Annotated in this window: 15 protein-coding genes; 14 read left to right on the top strand and 1 reads right to left on the bottom strand. The window is 45.5% G+C overall.

Features of this window, described 5'->3' with window-relative positions; all coding sequences use genetic code 11:
* The first annotated feature begins 3 nt into the window (after nt 1-3).
* From FPZ49_RS28475 to FPZ49_RS28450, 6 genes are all read left to right on the top strand, one after another.
* Nucleotides 4-1,518, top strand: a complete 1,515-nt coding sequence (locus FPZ49_RS28475; RefSeq protein ID WP_144853653.1) for an extracellular solute-binding protein — start codon at nt 4-6, stop codon at nt 1,516-1,518.
* Between the two features lie 290 nt (nt 1,519-1,808).
* Nucleotides 1,809-2,561: a sugar phosphate isomerase/epimerase family protein gene (locus FPZ49_RS28470; RefSeq protein ID WP_144853651.1), complete on the top strand. Its 753-nt coding sequence runs from the start codon at nt 1,809-1,811 to the stop codon at nt 2,559-2,561.
* A 114-nt stretch (nt 2,562-2,675) separates the two neighbouring features.
* A complete protein-coding gene (locus tag FPZ49_RS28465) occupies nt 2,676-3,680 on the top strand; it encodes a phosphotransferase (protein WP_144853649.1) in 1,005 nt (334 codons plus the stop codon).
* A gap of 90 nt (nt 3,681-3,770) precedes the next feature.
* A complete protein-coding gene (locus tag FPZ49_RS28460; RefSeq protein ID WP_144853647.1) occupies nt 3,771-4,133 on the top strand; it encodes a cupin domain-containing protein in 363 nt (120 codons plus the stop codon).
* A 15-nt stretch (nt 4,134-4,148) separates the two neighbouring features.
* On the top strand, nt 4,149-4,982 hold the full coding sequence (locus FPZ49_RS28455) for a phosphoenolpyruvate hydrolase family protein (RefSeq protein WP_144853645.1): 834 nt from the start codon (nt 4,149-4,151) through the stop codon (nt 4,980-4,982).
* A 147-nt stretch (nt 4,983-5,129) separates the two neighbouring features.
* Nucleotides 5,130-5,876 carry a sulfite exporter TauE/SafE family protein gene (locus FPZ49_RS28450; protein ID WP_144853643.1) on the top strand — a complete coding sequence of 249 codons (747 nt, stop codon included), beginning with the start codon at nt 5,130-5,132 and terminating at the stop codon, nt 5,874-5,876.
* Nucleotides 5,877-6,337: 461 nt separating this feature from the next.
* Here FPZ49_RS28450 and FPZ49_RS28445 read toward each other — a convergent pair whose 3' ends face one another.
* On the bottom strand, nt 6,338-7,198 hold the full coding sequence (locus FPZ49_RS28445; protein ID WP_144853641.1) for a LysR family transcriptional regulator: 861 nt from the start codon (nt 7,196-7,198) through the stop codon (nt 6,338-6,340).
* A gap of 104 nt (nt 7,199-7,302) precedes the next feature.
* Here FPZ49_RS28445 and FPZ49_RS28440 point away from each other — a divergent pair, with 104 nt between their 5' ends.
* The 8 genes from FPZ49_RS28440 (at nt 7,303) to FPZ49_RS28405 (ending at nt 18,363) form a co-directional block, all read left to right on the top strand.
* Complete coding sequence (locus FPZ49_RS28440) at nt 7,303-7,932, top strand: NADPH-dependent F420 reductase (RefSeq protein WP_144853639.1); 630 nt, start codon at nt 7,303-7,305, stop codon at nt 7,930-7,932.
* Nucleotides 7,933-8,456: 524 nt separating this feature from the next.
* Nucleotides 8,457-10,691 carry an AraC family transcriptional regulator gene (locus tag FPZ49_RS28435; RefSeq protein WP_144853637.1) on the top strand — a complete coding sequence of 745 codons (2,235 nt, stop codon included), beginning with the start codon at nt 8,457-8,459 and terminating at the stop codon, nt 10,689-10,691.
* A 278-nt stretch (nt 10,692-10,969) separates the two neighbouring features.
* Nucleotides 10,970-11,881, top strand: a complete 912-nt coding sequence (locus FPZ49_RS28430) for an ABC transporter permease (RefSeq protein WP_144853635.1) — start codon at nt 10,970-10,972, stop codon at nt 11,879-11,881.
* A gap of 9 nt (nt 11,882-11,890) precedes the next feature.
* Entirely contained in the window at nt 11,891-12,775 is an 885-nt protein-coding gene (locus FPZ49_RS28425; protein ID WP_144853633.1) for a carbohydrate ABC transporter permease, read from the top strand.
* 30 nt (nt 12,776-12,805) lie between these two features.
* Entirely contained in the window at nt 12,806-14,425 is a 1,620-nt protein-coding gene (locus FPZ49_RS28420; protein ID WP_144853631.1) for an extracellular solute-binding protein, read from the top strand.
* A gap of 37 nt (nt 14,426-14,462) precedes the next feature.
* Entirely contained in the window at nt 14,463-15,245 is a 783-nt protein-coding gene (locus FPZ49_RS28415) for a sugar phosphate isomerase/epimerase family protein (protein WP_144853629.1), read from the top strand.
* A gap of 896 nt (nt 15,246-16,141) precedes the next feature.
* Complete coding sequence (locus FPZ49_RS28410) at nt 16,142-17,608, top strand: FTR1 family iron permease (RefSeq protein ID WP_144853627.1); 1,467 nt, start codon at nt 16,142-16,144, stop codon at nt 17,606-17,608.
* Between the two features lie 29 nt (nt 17,609-17,637).
* Nucleotides 17,638-18,363, top strand: a complete 726-nt coding sequence (locus FPZ49_RS28405) for a hypothetical protein (protein ID WP_144853625.1) — start codon at nt 17,638-17,640, stop codon at nt 18,361-18,363.
* The last annotated feature ends 587 nt before the right edge of the window (nt 18,364-18,950 follow it).

The raw sequence follows: 18,950 nt of genomic DNA, 5'->3' as shown, positions 1-18,950 counted from the left end.
TATATGAAGATTCGATCGAAAAAATATGCTTTTATAGCTGCGCTGTCATTACTATCCGTTTTATCAACAGCATGCAGTGAGGGGAACCAAGGAGGGACGGCTCCGAAGCAGGGGGACACCAAAAAGGAGTCAGTGCCGGTTCCACTAAATATTTTCAGCGTTTTTACAATCGCCCAGCCTCCAAGTCCAGATAATCAAGTATTAAAGGAATTTGAAAAGAAGACAAATACGAAGCTGAACATTACATGGGTTTCAGGAGGGGTATTCACTGATAAGCTTAACGTGTTGTTAGCCTCGGGAGATCTTCCAGACGCGATCCATCTGAGTGATACAACCCTCCCACAATTCCAAACGATGGTCAAGCAAGGTGCGTTCTGGGATTTGACGCCGTATTTAAAAGATTATAAGAATTTAATGGCTTCTCCGAAGATCATTTATGACAACACAAAGATTAATGGAAAAAATTATGTTGTGCCGATTGTTCGTCCTCTTGAAGGTGGCAGTACCTTTTCAATACGAAGAGATTGGCTTGATAAGCTTGGTCTGAAGATGCCAACCAATATGGATGAGCTTTACAATGTAATGAAGGCATTCAAGGAGAAGGAGCCGGACGGAAAAAAAACGACATTCGGTTATACCATGCGCGGTAATGATCAAATCGATCTTGTGTTTAACGGGGCCTCTTCCAAGTGGAAGGTAAAAGACGGTAACCTCATTGACACGACATTAGAGCCAACCCAAAGAGCAGCCTTATTGTATAAGAAAAAATTGTATGATGAAGGACTCATTCCACCCGACTTTGCAGTTATGAAAGACAATGACTTTTGGGATTTAGCAACAAGCGGAAGAGCCGGTATAACGAATGAAACGATTGAGGCTTTGTGGCGCTGGACATACGATCAGTGGAAGAGGGATCCGAAGGTTCAATGGGAGCCGCTTGTCGCACTCGATGGTGGATTAGGGCCCGTTCAACCGCAAAACAGTGGATTTATCGGGGTAATGGCCATTCCAAAAAAGGTTCCGGAAGACAAAATGCGTAAAATCTTATCTCTGCTTGACTTCGGTGCATCCGACGAGGGCCATATTCTTTCCAATTATGGTATTGATGGCGTTCACTATAAGCTAGAAGACGGGTTTTATGTCACCAATGAGCAAGCGGTTAAAGACAGCTTAGGACCAGGAGCGTTCGGCAAGCTGTTTATGAAGCATGATCCGTATATGTATGCGTATGCACCGGGTATGCCGAAGGAGATCTTTGAAAGAAACAAAAAAATTATAGATGCCAAATCGAAGGTTAGTACACCAAGGGTTGAGATCGGGCTATATTCAGAAACCAACACAAAGTTAGGAGCAGACTACACCAAGAAGATAAATGACATGAAAACTCAGGTTATTATGGGCAAAGTTGGTATCGAGGCATGGGATAAACTGGTTGCTGATCTTAAGGCAGACGCCAATTATCAAAAAATAATTTCAGAAATGAACACAGCTTATAAAGAACGCGTAGCAGCTAAGTAAAACAAAAGGAGAATTGAGAATTGGCTACAATAACTGATTTGAGGAAACGAGCCGTGCCGTATGATTATCACATACTTAGCACCGGACCGTCAGACTATCGGGGAATAAGCAGATAAAGCTAGCGTACCCGGGGGGACCGATCCCTCGGGTACTATTGTGGGAGTGTTTCTAATAGGACCCGGATCCTGTTTGATGAGAAGGATTCGGTAGACAGCAAGCTTGATTCCATGTTTCATTTCTGACGTTGTAGAAGGCCCTGATTCCATACATAAATGTAGGAGGAAAACCAAATGAGTATTCAAATAGCTTTTTCGAGGCCCACTTCAAACGAAGAGGATCAAAGGACTCTATTTCAGCAGTATAGAGCGGTGGGCTATGACGGACTGCAATTGAAAGCCCCCCAATATATACCTTATCTTAATGAACCGGGAAAATTTAAGGAGCAATGGGGGCATTTACCGGGAGTTGGCTCGGCACTCATCACAGGCGGCAGGCTGGATGATGCGAATATCGAACAACTTCGCAAGGTATTTCGATTCGCCTCTGAAATCGGTACTGACTTGATCGTATATTGTCATGGTGTTCCTCGCAGTGAGGTAACGGCCGATGATATTTGTAAATACGCGGGCCAATTGTCGGAGCTCGGCCTTGAGGCGCAGCAGCAAGGCGTTAAATTATCACTGCACCATCATTATAATCAACCGGTAATGTATCGTGAGGACTTTGATGTGTTCTTTGATAAAATCCAGAATAAAGCGGTCGGTTTAACCGTCGACACTGCTCATTTGGTGAAGTCCGGTATTAACGATGGAGCAGAAGTCATCCGCAGTTTCGGCCAAGTGATAGATAATTTCCATCTCAAGGATTTCAGTAATGGAGAATGGAAAGTGTTAGGTCAAGGAGGTATTGATTTTAAACGGATTTTTGGAGCGATTAAAGATATTCAATATAAGGGCTGGATTTCAGCGGACGAGGAAAGCGGGGGCGGAATCGCCGAAGGCTTAAAGGACTGCTATACCTATATACGCGATGGATTGAAGTAATCAAGCTTCACGGAAATTTCCCACGAGCGCAAGGAACTAAAAATAATGACGGTAAATTTGTGGTTTAGCCCCCGAACTTACTTGTTTAAAACACTGCGAGCGGAGTGAAGCTGATTGCGTGAGCAAAAGCCATTGTGGAGGAATGTACCGATAGAAATAAGAGAAAAGCTCGCTGTAATGGCAGGGTCTCCTATTTGCAGAGGGCTTCGTATATATGGAGGATACGGACCAAGCGCAACCTTCAGGCTTTTTCTTAAGGATGGCCGCACAGTGTTTGCCAAAGGAGCAGGTAAAGGCTCAACCCCAGAAAATTGGAGGGTTATTCCTCTGGAGCAGGTGGCTTATCAAAAAATTGAAGCTGTTGCGTCCATATCTCCAGCTTATTTAGGCTCAGTAATTGATAAAGACTGGTACCTTCTTCTGCTTGAAGATCTTAAAGGATCCATAAAGGTCCCGCCGTGGACGTTAAATTTGGCGGTGAAAGCAGTCCGTGACATCGCACGGTTTCATCTCCGTGGCATAAAAGAGGCAAGCAAGGTTGAAATGATCAAATCGAAAGGCTTCAACGACAATTGGATAAAAATTCGAAATGACCGTGAGGAGCTAAACCATTTACTTACTTTATTCCCAGGGCATGAGGGTCAGGCAGAGTCGTGGATAAATAACAATATTAATCAGCTTGTGGATATGGAGGCTGAGTTGTTGCGAACGGATCAACCTTGGGGTTTAATTCACAGCGACATCCGTTCAGATAACCTTCGCTTCAGGAACGGTGAGCTTATTTTGTTTGACTGGGCGCTGGTTTGTGCAGGCCCCCTAATTTTAGACGTGATATTCTTCTTTCCTAGTATAGCAGGGGAAGGGGGACCTACAGCAGAACAGCTAATGCCTGAATATATGAATGTCATGGCTTCTGAAGGTATCGCTTTTCCTTCTTTCGCGGAAAAAGCTGCTGCGGCAGCCACTGCGGGCTTCTTCGCTACCCGAGCTGGAAAGCCGGCGATACCGGCACTCCCTCGACTCAGGCAAATTCAGCGATTACAATTAGGCCCTGCGCTCCGTTGGGCCGCAAAGACTCTTAATCTACCGAAGCCTCCACTACTTGGGGTAACAGACTAGGGTCTTAGCTAGTTAGTTAGCTAGTTAGTTTGTTAGTTAGTTAGTTAGTGTCTATAGGTTCAAATTAACATAATAAGGGAGAATGCGGATATGGCGACGATTACAGATTTGAACAAACAGGAAGAATCACGAATTTTGAATATGGATTGGGGAAAAATTCAATGGCTGTGCGGAAAGGAAATCGATCCGGAGGCGGAGATGACCTTCGGCATGGTGTATATCGAGGCCGGCAAAGAAAATCCTCGTCATATCCATCCGAACTGTGAAGAGGTGATCTTCCTCCTCTCCGGAGAGTGCGATCACACGCTGGGCAACGAAGTATATCACTTGAAGCCTGGTATGATGCTGCGGATCCCGCGCAATGTACCTCATAATGCCAAGGTTACAAGCTGGGAGCCCTGCCGGATGATTATTGCTTATTCCTCTGCAGACCGGCAAACTATTGGTGAATAAAGGAGGGAGAGCATCATGGCTATATCCAGGGAGGAAGCGCTAAGCAGGCTTAAGGCACAAGTATCGGAAGGACATACGTTGCTCGGGGCTGGTGCGGGCACCGGCTTGTCGGCCAAATGCGCCGAGCTCGGCGGGGTTGATTTGATCATTATTTATAATTCAGGTCGTTACCGGATGGCAGGGCGCGGCTCCTTAGCCGGACTTATGCCGTACGGCGATGCCAATCAGATCGTAGTGGAAATGGCCGGCGAGGTACTTCCTATCGTGAAGAATACGCCTGTGCTTGCTGGTGTATGTGGCACCGATCCGTTCCGTATTATGGATGTTTATTTGAAGCAGTTGAAGGATATGGGCTTCACTGGCGTTCAAAACTTCCCTACAGTCGGACTTTGTGATGGTATGTTTAGACAAAATCTCGAGGAAACGGGAATGGGTTACGATCTTGAAGTGGAAATGATCCGCAAAGCTCATGATCTGGGCCTGTTAACTACCCCTTATGTCTTCAATGAAGAAGATGCAATTAAAATGGCAAAAGCCGGTGCTGACGTACTGGTAGCTCATGTTGGCTTGACCACCAAGGGGAGCATTGGAGCAACGACTGCGCTGACGTTGGACGAATCTGTAGATTTGGTTCAGCGTATCCACGATGCGGGGAAATCCGTGAATCCCGATATTATGGTCATATGCCACGGAGGTCCCATTTCGGAGCCGGAGGATGCGGCTTATGTGCTTAACCGCACCAAGGGTGTAGCCGGATTCTTCGGAGCGTCGAGCGTCGAGCGTCTTCCCACGGAGATTGCCATTACGGAGCAGGTGCGAAAATTTAAGCAAATCGGAAGCACCGTATAGCGTATAAATCCCGCAAGCAAACTACTGTACGGATCATGAACCATCCGTACAGTAGTTTTTTAACACCTATGTGTTTCTTCGAAAGGCTCCGATAAGGAGCTTTTCTTACTACACGAAGCATGGACCAAATTGGAATGGGGAATACGGATGAATTACGATCAACTCCAGATTGTCATTATGCTGCTGGCAGGCATACTCGCCGGGTTCGCTAAGACCGGCCTTGCCACGCTGGGCATACTGAACGCCGCCTTGATGACGCAGGTATTTCCGGCGAAGCAGGCCGTTGGTACGCTGCTTCCGGTACTCATAGTCGCTGATATCATCGCGGTCGTTTATTACCGGCGGAATGTAGTATGGAAATATTTGATCTCGCTGATCCCTTGGGTACTCATTGGAATTGCATTCGGTTATGTCATACTGCGTTTATACGATGATACCCATATCAAATTTTTACTGGGCTTAATGCTGCTGATTTTGATTGGGCTTCAAGTATTGAAGGATCGGTATGGGACAAAGCTGGACGAACGATTGCCCAGCTCCAAATGGTTTACGTCGACCATGGGGATATTAGCCGGATACGCCACGATGGTGGGAAACGTATCAGGGGTTATCATGTCCATGTATTTGTTTGGCAAGAAGCTACCCAAGCAAGAGTTTGTTGGGACGGGAGCTTGGTTCTATCTGGTAGTCAATTTGTTGAAGGTGCCCTTATATTTCCAGCTAGATATGATCACAACAAATTCTCTGATCTTAAACCTTTGGTCACTACCGGCCATCGCGATCGGAGCGTTTATCGGAGTTCGAGTGATCCCGCGGATTCCCATTCATTGGTTCCAGCGGATAATCCTATTATTAGGAGCGGTGGGTGCCATTAAGCTGATGATTCCTGCGTGATACAACGTAGATCACTTGCTGTTGGCTCTCAAACAGGGATACATTGGCGTGAATTTGAGCCCGGCTTGTAAGGCCAGAAGTATTGTTATAAATGTGGCACATGGTTATAGAGCTCGGCCTTTCCAACGAAGAAGATATCGTCCAAAGCTGGCAGTTATCTTCAATTTTTCATGTTAAAATATGGGTAAATCCCACATTATGACGGCCGTCTGTGTATCTAGCCCGCCCAAGTAGTTCGCACTGCTTTATGCGAGACGCACCGCTGGATGGAGAACCGTCCAGTATGGGGAAGATTCTGCTTATACCATAATGGAAGCCCAATTGGTTGGAACGAGGGAATCCCCTTTTTCCAGCCGATTGGGTTTCTTTGGTCTGCAAAGCTATAACCATTCGTTATATCCCTCTAAGAGATACGAACTTCTGCGGGCGCAGTCATGATGGTAAGGTGGATCTAGAGTTATTCACTTCTTGGCTTTGAAGTAGCGTGCGAGCTTCTTTCCAAGCTCAGGTCTTGCGCATACCAAGTGAATGGTTCGGGTTTCCGGAAACCCCTCGATGGGCACAGCCTTTACGGCTAGATGACTAATATGATTGACAATGATTTCAGGTAAAACGGTAATCCCAGCGCCGGCCGCTACGAACCCGGGGATCGACTCACCGAAGTTGATCTCCAAGGCAAGACGAGGCTCAAGGCCGGATGCTTGAAAAGCCTTAACGATCGTGCTTCTTATATCGCATTGGCTCGGATACACGATCAGCGGCTCGTCCTTCAGCTGTTCCAAAGTGATCGCCTGATGATCGGCAAGGGGGTGGCGGCTCGGAAGGATGGCATAATACGGCTCGTGGAAAAGACCCACCGTCCAATAACGTGCTGGAATTCGCGATGCTTTATGAATCATGCCTGCATCAATAGAGCCGATGCAGAGCAGCTCGATAATCTCAGCCGAAGTGCTTCTTACATTCAGCTCAGTTTGAATGCCGTCCTGCTGCATCCCGACCAGCTTATCCGGGATGTAATATGCTGCAAGGCTGGGGATGGTCCCTATGCGAATCGATGAGAGCTTCTGATGATTGATTAATTCTGTCTTGATGGCTTCCAGCTCAGATAAGAAGGGGATGATCCGCTCCTGCAGCAAAGAGCCTTCCTCCGTCAGTTCGACGCCGGAAGCAGATCGCTTGAACAATTCCACTCCAAGCAGTTCTTCCAGATGGCGGATTTGTTTGCTTAAAGCCGGTTGAGTCAAATTCAATTTTTCGCTGGCTTTAGAGAAGCTCTTGTGCCTAGAGGCCTCCAGGAAGCAGTACAGCCACTCTGTGTTCATCGAATCACCCTTTTTGCTCCCAAGTTAGTTTGATGTTCTTAAGGTATATGGAAATCGAGCTTGATGTCAATTTTTCTACAGCTGAATAAAGGAGTGGATCTGAAATGAAAACGACAGTGATCGGCACAGGACGTATGGGTCAGGGCCTCATGAAGGTATTATACGGGCATATTCCAAACCTGCAGTGGGCATCCCGGAGCAAGGATAGAGTGGAAGCCCTGATTCTGGAGAACGGCTATACTAACACAGCTCTTGTTGATTATGAATCAGCGCTGGACAGCGAGATACTTATCCACACCCTGTGGTATAGAGACCTGATTCCATGGGCATGGAAGAACCGGGACCGGCTGACTGGCAAAATATTAGTGGATATTGCAAATCCGTTTACAGAGGATTTTAAGGATTTTACGACCGAGTGGGGGTCGTCCGCTGCGGAAGAGCTGCAAGCCGTGCTGCCTGAAACGAAGGTAGTGGGGGCGTTTAAGAATACGTTCTTTAAAGTATTCGACCTACCTGTCCATCAAGGGTTACAAAGTGATGTGTATGTAACAGGGGATGACCTGGACGCCAAGGAAAAGGTGATCAGCATGCTAAGCGGAATTCCGTTCCGAGTTCTAGACGGCGGATCCCTTCAAAACAATCGGACGATTGAACGAATGACCTTGTTTGAGCGTGAGGTGGCCATTCGGTACGGCCATTATCCGTATGTATCTTTCCGTTTGTTCGGATTGTAATGGAAAAGCCCTTTCGACTTCCCAGGGGAAGCGAGAGGGCTATCTGGTGTTTATAAGGACCTGAAATGAAAGGAGAAGTGTCCGGTGACACAAACATAGCAGCCTAAGGGGCAACTGTACCGAGGCGCTTGTTTTTTTTGCAAAGCTCAACATTTTACAGGAATTCTAACGCGGTATCAAAAATAAAAAAAGGTGCCACATGGGAATTTATTGGAGTATTCAAAACGGAAAAACGATAGCATCTTTGGCTGCCTGTTGAACTAGAATTTACGTTTGTTCAGAAACCGTCACTCGTATTCCGGACTAACTGTCTGCAGATTCTGCCGTTATTCAATTTGGTACAAGAGGTTCCAATCTGATGGATTCATCAGCTTTTGCTTGCCATCTGTCATACCATTAAAGAATAAAGTAAGGGATTATGTATCTAATAACTGTAAGGAGTGTATTTGAGAATACGGTTTGTTTGAGATTTGCTTTATATGATAATATAGGCTCAAACCTTTGGAATTCAAACAGGAGTCATCATGAAGAACACTTGGCTGAACCGTTTGTTGCTTTCATATATACCAATCTTTCTTATAGTTTTTTCCGTACTCGTGTTTCTATTTGTCCTTGTACTCAGTGAGCAAGCTAAACGGCAGGCCGTTTCGACCAATAGGATTATAGCTGAGCAAATCAGCCAGTCCGTTGACAATTCGCTTCGTTCCATTAGCGATCAGATCGTGAAGGAGCTTCGCAGCAACGAAACCGTTCGAGATTTTTATAAGATGCCGAACGACGCACTCGTCAATCAGAAGGCTTCCGCGATTCTGAATAACATCGTGCTTTCCAACGAGTTGATAGATCAAGTTTATTTGTATCGTACTGAGGACAATCGCGTAATTAGCAACAGTACGATGATGGGGATCGATGCGTTCGTCGATCGGGTGTTTATCACTGAACAATTAAAGAAGGAATACGACCGGAACTGGACCTCCATTCGCTTTGTTAAAAGCGAGAACGATCAGATGAAGCCGGTTATTTCGCTCGTGAGGAAGTATCCGCTGCTTTTTGAAGATCAAGGTCTGATTGTGGTGAATGTCAACCCGCTACTGCTGCAAAAAGAGATTGACGGAATGGTAGATGCGAAATCGTTCTATACGAATTTATTGGATAGAAGTGGACGTCTGTTTTACGACAAAACGACGCAATTTGCGAATGTCGCGGAAATGCCGGATAGCAAGCTCACCAGCCTTTCTGCCGTTACTTCAGCGTACACCGGCTTTGAAGTTCGAGTCGGATATCGCAATTCGATATATAACCATTTTCTCTCGGGATTTTCGGTGGCCTGGGTGGTTTTAGTGCTTCTGCTGCTTGCATTCGGACTTCTGTCCGTCTTTTACGTATCAAAAAGGCATTATAAGCCGATCGAAATGATCTTGAAGCGAATCAGTGAGCAAACGAGCCCTTTACCCGCTGCCGGGAAAAAATTGGACGAATTTCGAATCATTGCCGATACCCTAGACCAACTGCAAGAGCAAACCTCTGAATATCAGAGGCAGCATGGTGAACACCTTGTTTTGCAGAAGCACGTGTTTTTCCAAGAGCTTTTGGAGGGAAATCGCCGTTTTTCCGAGGATGAATGGAAAGAAGCGATGCGCCGTTTCGGAATTGTATCCGATTCTATGGAGGCCATTCCAGTTGTGCTCGAAATCGATCGCTATGCCGAATTCCAACGGTCGTTCACACAGCGTGATCAACAATTGTATAAGTTCATCATCGGCTCTGTTTTAAAAGAATTGGGGGAGAACGCTGGATTGTCGGTCTTGTGCGAATGGGTATCCAATCACCGGATGGGCCTATTGTTGATGGGTAATGACATTTCATCCTTCACGGTAGATGAGATCTGCCGCAAGTCCCAACATTGGCACTTGGAGCATCTCCCGTTCACCGTTTCATTCAGTCTTGGACCCGCCGCCGATTCAGCGGATGAGATATACCGCTCTTTCTCTGATGCGGCCGAAGCGTTGCGTTACAAGCCCGGGTACGGTACCAATGCCATCATCTACGCTGAGAACCAGCCAGTGCGGGGGCATACCGACGTATACCCGCTGTTGAAAACGGTCCGTGCATTGGCGCAAGCGTATCGTTTGAACAATTCCGAATGGACGGCTTTGTTGGACAGCATTTTTGAAGAGCTCAAGGCGGGTCAGTTCGCTCGTGAAGATATCGTACATTTGCTGACGTTTCTCCTATTTCACCTTCATCGGGAGATGAGCGAGCTGTCGGCGGAGGTGCTGCAAATTTGGAATCGTGGCGCAGGACAAGCATTGCAGCGAGCGATCGACGATTTGGAAACCATCGATTCTTGTTACCTATGGTTTAGATCTGAATTGCAGAAAACATCCGAAGATATCATACAATCTAGAGAGCGGCGTCCACACGTGAAAGTGGTAACTGAGATTCGGACTTTCATCGAAGAAAACTTTGCCGACTCTAATCTCTCTTTAGATAGCATTAGCGAGCGTTTTGGATTGAATCCGAAAACATTGAGCCGAATCTTTAAAGAAGAGACCGGCGAGAAGTTTGTCGATTTCTTGATCAAGCTGCGGATGGAGCATGCTAGTTCTTTGATTGTTCATACCGATGTGCCGATTCAGGACATATCGATGCAGGTTGGTTATTCCAACCCTATATCGTTCCTGCGGGTATTCAAGAAGTATACGGGAGTTACTCCAGGGATTTATCGGAAAGATGCAGCGCTTGAAGAAGCTCCGTAGAAAATTGCAAGGTGTGAGAAAAAAGTAAATTGATGTGTAATCAAACTTGTGACGATCTCGCTGGTCTTGGCCTGCTTGGGATTGATGCAAGTTTTTTTGTGCTGAGAAAATAGTAAGCCCTTATGAAACAAGAATATTGTCGATTCAAGACGTCTTCGAGTAAAGTTAACTTGCTCAAAGCTTTGAACCAATCATTGAAAATCTGAAGTAGAAAGGGAGGGAGCAGCATTAGGACAAGTATATCTCGAATTCAACGGTCAGAGGCAGCAGCGGTTCGCATGAATAGAAAGAAAGCGATTAACAATGCGTTACGGCTGAATGCGCCTCTGATGATATTATTTCTTCCTGTAGCTGCATACTTTTTGGTCTTTCGGTATGCGCCTATGCTCGGGCTTGTGATCGCCTTCAAAGATTACAGCTTCCGTGACGGAATATGGGGGAGCCCGTGGATCGGTTGGGACAACTTTCGGCTCATTCTTACCAATGCTCAATTGCTGAAAGTCATTCGCAACACGTTCATTTTGAGTTTGTTGAATCTTTTCGTCGGGTTTCCGTTTCCAATCATTCTCGCCATTTTATTGAATGAAGTACGCAAAGCGTGGTTCAAGAAGACGATGCAGACTCTAGTCTATTTGCCTCACTTCTTGAATTGGGTCATCGTAGGCGGAATTATCATTACTATTTTTGCGCAACAGACAGGTACTTTAAATCATTTGGTCGAGCATTTAACAGGGAAGCCGTTCCCCTTTCTGTATAATGAAGGCAGCTGGGTGATCATTTATTTGTTCTCCGGCATCTGGAAGACGGCTGGGTGGGGAGCTATCATTTATTTGGCCGCTCTGGCGGGCATTAGCCCTGAGCTCTACGAAGCCGCGAGTATCGACGGGGCATCAAAGTGGCGTCAAATATGGCATATCACACTGCCAGGCATCCGCTCCACCATCATGCTCGTATTCATTCTTAGCATGGGCCATATCATGGATGTCGGCTTCGATCAAGTGTATGTACTCCAAAATCCTGCAGTTACCGATATCGCGGAGGTTATTAGTACATGGAACTATTCGTCCGGACTGAAAGGCAATCAATTTAGCGTGGCGGCGGCCAACGGGCTATTCGAGTCGTTCTTCGGATTGTTGTTCGTGATCACGGCTAACCGGTTTGCCAGACGTTACGAGCAGAGCATATGGTAGGTGATGACATTGAGAGAATCCTTATCGGATAAATGGTTTCATGGTCTGAATGCGGTAATCTTGGCTTTGGCTGGATTAAGCTGCTTGCTGCCGATCGTCCATGTCATTTCCGTTTCCCTTAGCGACTCGGGTGCGGTTATGGCGGGGAAAGTTTCGATTTGGCCCATTGATGTTTCGTTCGAGTCGTATAAACTGTTGCTTCAAGGTACCAACATCGTCCGTTCTTTTCTCAATAGCATAGAGATTACATTGGTCGGGACATGTTTGAATATGCTCTTTACGGTCATGGCAGCCTATCCGCTATCACGCAAATATTTCATCGGCCGACGTTTTTTTTCCTTAGCGATTGTATTTACAATGATGTTTAACGCAGGGCTTATTCCGAACTTCATCCTGATCAAGACGCTGGGGTTATTAGACTCGTATGGCGCATTGTGGTTGCCTGGTTTAGTCAGTGCGTGGAATTTGCTTGTGCTGCGCTCCTTCTTCGAGAGCATTCCTGAGGAATTGGTCGAAGCCGCTCGCATCGACGGCTGTAATGAGTGGCTGTTGATCTTCCGGATTTTCCTGCCGCTATCCTTGCCGGTTCTTGCTGCGCTGTCTTTATTTTACGGCGTGGCTCACTGGAACTCGTTTTTTAACGTTCTCATTTACATCAACGACGCACAAAAATTCAATCTGTCCGTCCTTGTGCAAAATATGATTCAAAGCCAGCAATTGCTGCAAGAAATGAACAGCCAAGGTGCAATGATGGATAATCAGCTGCAGCAAATCACGCCGGAAACCATCCGTGCAGCAGGCATCGTAGTCATGGTAACGCCGATGCTGCTTGTGTATCCACTGCTGCAAAAGTATTTCGTCAAGGGCATGCTGATCGGTTCCGTTAAAGGTTAATGAAAGATTGCATGAAAAGGAGATAAAAAAATGCGATTTACAAAAAAATGGGTTCCTGCATTGTGTTTAACTGTAATGATGGCAGGGACGGTTCTTTCCGGCTGTTCCCCTTCCAAATCCAATGAGCAAAGCGGGTCGGCATCACAGAATGCCTCCAAGTCTCGTCCGAAAATTACCGTAGCTGTATATGATCGGGGACAAATACCAGCAGGTGAAGGGGATTTCGCCAAAAACCGGTGGACGGAATGGATCAATAAGAACTCCCCTGTAGAGGTTCAATTCATACCGATCCCCCGCAACGACGAAGTGGCCAAATTCAATACGTTGTTCGCGTCAGGATCGGCGCCGGACCTGATCGTTACGTACGATGCAAACTACCGCAACGATTTATATTCGGCAAAACAGGTTCTTCCTTTGGACGATTTGGTTGCGAAGACGACCAACTACAAAGCGCTCATGGAAAAGTATCCATTGGTAAAAAAGATCGGTTACAAGAATGACGGAAAGCTCTACGAGCTGGGCCGCGTGTCAGGTCTGCGCGTAAATACCGAACTGTTAATTCGCGGGGACTGGTTGAAAAAGTTGAATCTGGATGTTCCCAAAACGCCGGATGAGCTGCTGAAGGTTGCTAAGGCTTTCACAGAAATGGATCCTGACGGCAACGGAAAGAAGGATACACTTGGCATCAACCTGAGCGGCGGCGGCGACTTAGTAATCAATGCCATTTTTGGCAGCGATACGTATCTGTTCAATAATGAAGGAAAGCTGTACCACAATTTCGATCGAGCCAAAGCGGCAACCGACTTCAAGAAGCAGCTAGTGGATGCAGGCACAGCCGACCGGGACTTCTTGACCGACAAAGGCGGAGAGAAGGCGAAACAGGATTGGCTGAACGGCAAGCTGGGCATCTATGCGGTAGGTAAGTTTACCTCCAACCTGAGTCTCTTCCAGACGTTCAAGAAAAATAATCCGGACGCGGTCATTGCGCCGATCCCTCTGCCTGCCGGACCTTACGGACAATTCAGCGCCGAGCCTGATACGCCTGCCGGATCCGTTGCCATGGTGAACGCGGACACCAAGAACCCGGAGGCCGTCATGCAATATGTAGACTGGTTGATCTCCGATCAGACGCAGAAGACGTTGAAATATGGAATCGAGGGCGAGAATTGGAAAATGGGCCTGAATGGCTGTCCGGTACCGATTGATGCCCAGAAGAACAAGAAGGAATTGGATTGGAACGCCGACTATTGGACTCCATTCGGCAATTCGGTATTGCTCGGGAAATGTGGTGACTTTACGAGCACACTTGATTTGAACGATCCGATTCAAAAGGAACTTGGCGACATTTATCAAAAATCTGCGGAGGTCAATTTGCAAAAGACCCGTCCGCATTATAAAGACGTGCAATTCATGCCGGCTCTGCCGAAAGATATGCAATTGATCAGCACCAACGGCATGAAGTATTTGGACTTGTTTAATAAAGCGATAGTGAGCGGTACGAATTATACGACGGATCAGGCTCTTAAGGATGCCAAAACGATGTGGGAGCAGGCCGGAGGTTCGAAGGTAGATGACTATTATGCAAAGTATTATGCCGAGCATATGGACAAGGTGTACTTGGCGAAGAAAGATACCTACGAAGGATTTTAATCTGATTTGAAATATAAAAACAAATGAGGTGTTTTTTTTGAATCTTGGAATCATTGGAGCGCCGACCGTAGAAACTCTAAAGATGGCAGTCGACAAAAAATTAGACTTTGTAGAGTTTTGCATCAATGTTAACAAAAATGTGGATGATTTTATCAATAGGATCAGCGAAATTAATTACTGGATGGATCTGTATAAAGTCAAGGTGGGCTCTGTTGGAAGATGGGGCTCATCCCGGATAGATAAGAACGGAATTGTTGAAGAAGAAATGGAAGTGGATTTCCAACTCATCGAATCTGCGAGTAAATTAGGCAGTAAAGTATTTGTTTGCGGATGTAATTATGTGGAGGACATTTCCTATTATGAAAATTGCCAATTGGCCATATCTTATTTCTCCAAGCTCATCGATTACGGTCGACAGAAAGGGGTTCAAATCGCGGTTTATAACTGCGGGTGGAATAATTTCGTGGATAATTCGATGGCCTGGACCATCATTCATGGCTATTTGAAAGAACTAGGCATCAAATACGACCCATCACATTCCCGTTATGCCGGAAGAGACTATCTAAAGGAGATGAGGGACTGGGGAGACCGGTTTTATCATGTTCATATTAAAGGCTCGTTGATTGTGGACGGGGAAAGATTGGACGATCCTCCGGCCGGATTAGATCAAACCGATTGGGGATCATTCATGGCGATCTTGTATTCGAAAAATTATCAAGGCGGACTGAGCATCGAACCGCATTCTCCAATATGGACTGGTGAGTTAGGTGCTAGGGGGATTGATTATACGGTGAATATGATGAAAAAGTTTTTGCTCTAAGTTTTCAAGTTGTTAGAATTGTAGTTTCATATCTAGGGTAAGGTTAAAGCTATTAAAACTTCTTTAGATGGAAGTGGAATCCGCGAATTATATAAGATTAGGGGCTTTGATGTCGCGAAAGCGCACATGTTTGTGTTGCCGAACAAATGTGTCCGGCGACACGGCTTATGGGACAGCCTCTTTTTAATTGTAGTCAGGTAATGCAGCAAGTAAAGGTGAGGATGGAAAGAAAGTATTATTTTCATCCAAAAAAGTCGATTGGATTCAATAAAAATAATTTAAGACTCGTCATCTCACCATCATCATTAGTCAGTACTTTTCATGAGTTTAATCTTTAGTAAATTATAACGTTAATGGATTACGTTATTTGAGTGACAAAAGCGGAAATCTAAGACTTTGTTTTTCAAGTCTTGGTCAGCCGCTTTTTGATTTTTTATCAATGAACATCGGTCATTAATGTTGTATTTATGGAACGTATGTTCCGGAATGGGTTTGTTTGATTAAAACACAAGGGGAAATCCTTGAATAAAAGTCATGGACACCAAACCAGAATTAAAATATGTTGCATGTGAATGCTACTAGTTTCCTATCGCTGTGCCCACTGAAGTCTCAACCGCGTCCTTCTTGGATGGATTTATAAATCCCGATTAAGACTCAAATAAATCCCCCAATCGTTACTATATCGGCCAAACCACGATTAAACTATATAGCCCGGGTAGATTCACGCTATTTTCAATAATTATTTTTGATCAATAGTTATTCCAATTATTCATAAAACATTAACAAAAAAAATTCCCAAAACGATTGACCTGAGAAGCATTCTCAAGTAAACTAATCATGAACTTAAAATGATAATCATTCTCATATCGGAATAGTAAAGAAAGAGGGACACATTCATGCGAAAATTGGCTACTGCCTCTCTGGTGCTTCCGCTGCTGTTCATTATGCTTCTAATGCCCCTGACGGCGTGGGCAGCGACCCAAGGCATTGAGAACATGAATCAAGCCAAAAACTACATAAGCCAATCCATCGACTTGGCGAAGCAAGATTTAAACAAAGCAAAACAATCCTACGACCAATTCCATGATACGTGGATGGAAGTGGAAGATACCGTTAAAACGGACTCCAAAGCGGCTTACAAGGATATTGAGACGCAGATGGGGCAGGCCGAGTATGCATTTATGATTAATAAGAAAGAGGACATTCTCACTACGCTCGATGGTTTACAGCAGGTGCTGATCCGGTACACGAACGGGCAGTACGCGAATGCTTCGCTGGATAATGAAGAGATGATAACACTCCCAGGCTTTATCACCCTCTTGGAGCAAACCAAAAATGTCGCCCAAAAGCACGACCAAGTAGAGTCGGTTAAAGCGATCAGTAAAGTAAGGGAGAGCTGGCTAAGCGTTGAAGGTAACGTCGTCGCTCAATCCGCAACGGTTTATAGCGATTCCGAACGTGACATGGTCGTAGTCAATGCGATGCTCACAGGGGGAAAATATGACGATGCCGTAAAACTTATAGACAACATGATGACCTATCTGTCCCCGTTAGCTCAAAAATCAAGCTATACAATGTGGGATGCGGCCATGATTCCAATCCGTGAAGGGCTGGAAGCGCTGCTTGTCGTAGGTGCCCTGCTTGCTTTTGTGAAGAAATCGAAGGATCAGAAAGGGAAGCTGTGGATATGGAGCGGCGTTTTCGCAGGACTACTGGTTAGTGCAGCTATAGCTGTGGTCGTCAAATTTATTTTCTCCTCTGGGGCATTCGGGAACAACAATTTCTTAATCGGCGGCTGGACCGGTATTTTTGCTGCAGTTATGCTCCTCTATATGAGTTACTGGCTACACAGCAAATCTAACGTTAAGCAATGGAACCAATATATTAAAGAAAAAACGAAAACAGCGCTAAGTACAGGGAATATCGTGTCTCTTGGAGTGCTAACCTTCCTAGCCGTATTTCGGGAAGGAACAGAAACGGTATTATTTATTATCGGAATGGTGAATCAAATCAGCGTGCAACAGCTGCTTCTCGGTATATTGGTGGGCTTCGGGGTTTTAGCTGTCGTTGCCTTTATCATGCTGTATATTGGGGCTAAGCTACCGATCCGTCCTTTCTTCCTTGTATCCAGTGTCATTGTACTTTACTTATGCATTAAATTTACCGGACTGGGTGTGAATAGCCTGCAGCTGGCCGGCGCAATCCCGACGACGAATAGTCCATACTTGCCGAGCATTGGTTTCCTTGCCTTCTTCCCTTCTTGGCAAAGCATAGTACCCCAAATCTTGATCATTGTCAGCGCAATCCTTGTTGTGGTGTGGGGGAAATTAAAAAATCGTCAAAGCACGACGGTCGCTCAATAATATTACCAATAATTTTGGAGGAACGAATTATGAAAAAGCAGCTTCTGAATTTATTTATCGTCTTAGCATTATCTGCATCCGTACTTTCCGCCTGCGGCAGTACAAAACAGCCTGAAGGTAACGTAAACGCAGTCGCTACGGTAGCGAAGTCCCCTGAAATCTCAGTCAAAGATGGAACGGCAAAACTGCTTTCTATCGCCAAGCAACTTAGAAAAGCGGCGACTGCCGGGGATGAGGCCAAAATCAAAGAAACCGGACCTAAGCTTGAAGAGACATGGGCTACTTTCGAGGATGGCGTCAAAGCGAAATATCCTGATCTTTATGAACAAGTTGAGAAAAGCCTGAACCCGGCCGTATCGGGAGCTAAGGCAGCGAAAATAGATAGAGATGCGATCTTAAAAATCGATATCCAGTTGATCCAAACCTTATTTGATCTATCTGCGAAGCTCATCCCCGTAGATCAAGTGAAAGCAGGAGCGAACCAAATGCTTGCAACGACCGCTGAGCTTAAGAAGGAAATTGCAGCGGGCAATGATGCTAAAGTGAAGGAACTTGCTCCAAAGCTGGAGGATGCATGGAAAACATTCGAAGATGGAGTGCCGCCGCGCAGTGCCGATTTGTACGAAAAAATTGAGAAAAGTCTGAACCCGGAAGTAGCAGGCTCGCAAAAAACTCCGATCGACAAGCAGGTTATGACTCAATTGAATGATGGTTTAACCCAAGCGTTAAATGAACTAATTCAAGGAATTAAATAATAAAGTTGAAGAATCCCCTTACGGAAAAGTACAAGTACTTGACCGAGGTGGATTTTTTCATCCTTTTTTCCATTGATATAACCCTGTTGTTTGGGATGAAATTTGTGACATCAAGTTGAGGGCCGGCGTGTAAATTAGTAAGCCGCTGAACTAAAGGAGAACGATAGCGGAATAATTTCAAGGGGCAGCCGATCAGAACGAACGGTTGTTGCCTTTGAGTGCACGGAGCGCATAAAAAAAGAAAAACGCATATGTTTTTGTGTCGCCGTACAATAACATGAATGTCTAACGACACAATCGTACCTACATAAATTTGGTTTAATAAGCCCGTAGTTGAGAGCACTTCAAAAGCCTTACTTATGAAAAATCAGACCCCCTAAACTGGTAATGTAAAGAAAAAAGCAGCTCGTTCCTATCCAAGGACGGGCTGCTTCTGTTCTATTAACCTAACCATTCGTTTGGCATTGACGACGAAGGCGGAGTTCCATTTGAAAGTAAGAAAATAGCTTTGCGGCCTGTCGAATTTAAACTATTATTATATTTTGCTAATCAAACTATGATAATGGCCTTATTACGATCGAAGGGCG

This window comes from Paenibacillus cremeus, assembly GCF_007786445.1.
Classification (GTDB): Bacteria; Bacillota; Bacilli; order Paenibacillales; family NBRC-103111; genus Paenibacillus_G; species Paenibacillus_G cremeus.
The sequence above is the reverse complement of the archived record's forward strand: the minus strand, read 5'-3'. Positions and strand labels throughout refer to the sequence as shown.